The following is a 1,802-nucleotide window of genomic DNA, read 5'->3' as shown; positions in this document are numbered from 1 at the left end:
GGTTAGGTCACAGGCTGGAAGCCTGTGCCACGGTAATCTTCGCGCAGCGTGCCCGTAGCGCAATCGGCGCTTTTGAATAAAATAAGCTGACCACTGACCACTGACCACTGACTGCTCACCGCTCACCGCTCACCGCTGACGGTGCCACCAGCAATACATTTGTGATCATTAAGATTAAATAAGCCATGACTGCTGCTACGATTGCTATCTGGACTCTTGGTCCGTTACTCGGACTAATGATCTTTTTGTTTATCTTTCGCATTGTTCTGACCTGGTATCCTCAGGTAGACCTAAATCGTTTGCCATTTAATCTAGTAGCTTGGCCAACGGAACCCTTTTTAGTGCCAATGCGCAAAATTGTGCCTCCCATTGGTGGGGTTGATATTAGCCCAATTATTTGGGTAGGGATTTTCAGCCTGCTGCGGGAAATTCTTTTAGGTCAGCAGGGAATCCTGAGGATGATGATCTAGAAGGTTGGAGGTTGAAGGTTGGAGGTTACAGGTTGGAGGTTACAGGTTGGAGGTTGTTCGCGTAGCGTGGCCTTTTGGCCAAGGTTGAAGGTTGAAGGTTGCAGGTTGCAGGTTGAAGGTTGCAGGTTGTTTGGTTGTTCGCGTAGCGTGGCCTTTTGGCCAAGGTTGAAGGTTACAGGGGTAATGGTTAACCATTCACTTAGCCCCAATGGTTTTAGGAAAGTTCAAGGTTCCAGGAAAAATTTCAAGGGGGGTGTGAAGGATTACCTTCAGCGGTCTCAACTCTACTGAGTTTCAGCTAGATGGAAAAACCAGTCCTGACATTGGGATTATTCATAGGAGCCGTAAAGCCAGTTACCAGGTGTATTAGGATCATCACTTGTATGAAATTCCTTGCTTCTTTCTAAGTATTCCTCACTAGAGATAACTCCATCTCCATTCTGATTTAACTTGGCAAAAGCTACTTCAGCAATATCTTCGTCGAGCTGTACTGCTTTACAAAACTCTTTGTATTCAGCCAGACTAATTGTACCATTACTATCCGTATCCAAGATGCTAAAGATAATGCTTGCTTTAGCATCATGAGCTTCTTGAAGTTCTGCTGAATTAGGGAAATTAGCAATCGATTTTTCGGCCACCGTCAGATACTCTTCCAATTCTACTTTTCCGTCACCATTGAGATCGGCAGGCTGCCAAAATTTTTGCCAAATTGCCGCATATTTTGCACTAATATCTTCAAATTCTGGCATTCCCGGTTCCAAACCTCGTAGCAAAGCCAGATTAAGAGCGCATCGCTCTAAGTCGGCTTTGTCCACATATCCATTCTTGTCTGCATCGTATACCCAAAAATTCTTGGTATGTTTTTTATTCAATAGTTCACTCAACATTTTTATACTTCCCTAGTAAAATCAGCATTTTTTCAATAATTATTTTATAACAGAAGTAATTGATTTTAATTCCATTTAAACTTTATTTAATAAAAACTTTAATAAGTTTATACTGCTTGACTATTTAATTAACTATAAATAGTTGGCTATTACCATGTAATTCCCCTCCCTTTGGGACAAAAACGAACGTGAAAATACTGACCGGGCTGGAGTCACAGAGATTTAAAAGACTTAAATGTAGTACACTGATTTACTTTACGGTTATGGGAGGGGAATTGAAGAAAAGTTCTGCTATGAGGACTTACCCATTGACAAGATAGACAAGATGTGTATTAACAGAAAAAAGTAAAACTAAGATGCGTTCGCGTAGCGTGCGCATAGCGCTATCGCTAATTACCAAGGACTTACTTTTGTCTTTCTTCCTACTTCTGCCCTCTGCCTTCTG

The 1,802-nt window shown here is 41.8% G+C and carries 3 protein-coding genes; 1 reads left to right on the top strand and 2 read right to left on the bottom strand.

The genetic code is table 11. The features are described from left to right. The first annotated feature begins 185 nt into the window (after positions 1–185). The gene (locus F6K20_RS36890) at positions 186–470 is read left to right on the top strand and encodes a YggT family protein (protein ID WP_008186608.1); all 285 of its coding nucleotides are present in this window, start codon (positions 186–188) and stop codon (positions 468–470) included. Here the strand turns inward: F6K20_RS36890 and F6K20_RS36885 are convergent. After that, entirely contained in the window at positions 467–679 is a 213-nt protein-coding gene (locus F6K20_RS36885) for a hypothetical protein (protein ID WP_044493872.1), read from the bottom strand. The two genes, F6K20_RS36890 and F6K20_RS36885, sit on opposite strands and share 4 nt — an antisense overlap. Positions 680–799: 120 nt before the next feature. After that, positions 800–1,357, bottom strand: a complete 558-nt coding sequence (locus F6K20_RS36880; protein WP_008186607.1) for an EF-hand domain-containing protein — start codon at positions 1,355–1,357, stop codon at positions 800–802. Positions 1,358–1,802 lie beyond the last annotated feature (445 nt).

It is taken from the genome of Moorena sp. SIO2C4 (assembly GCF_010672485.1).
Taxonomy (GTDB): Bacteria; Cyanobacteriota; Cyanobacteriia; order Cyanobacteriales; family Coleofasciculaceae; genus Moorena; species Moorena producens.
This window is presented reverse-complemented; position numbering and strand designations above follow the sequence as displayed.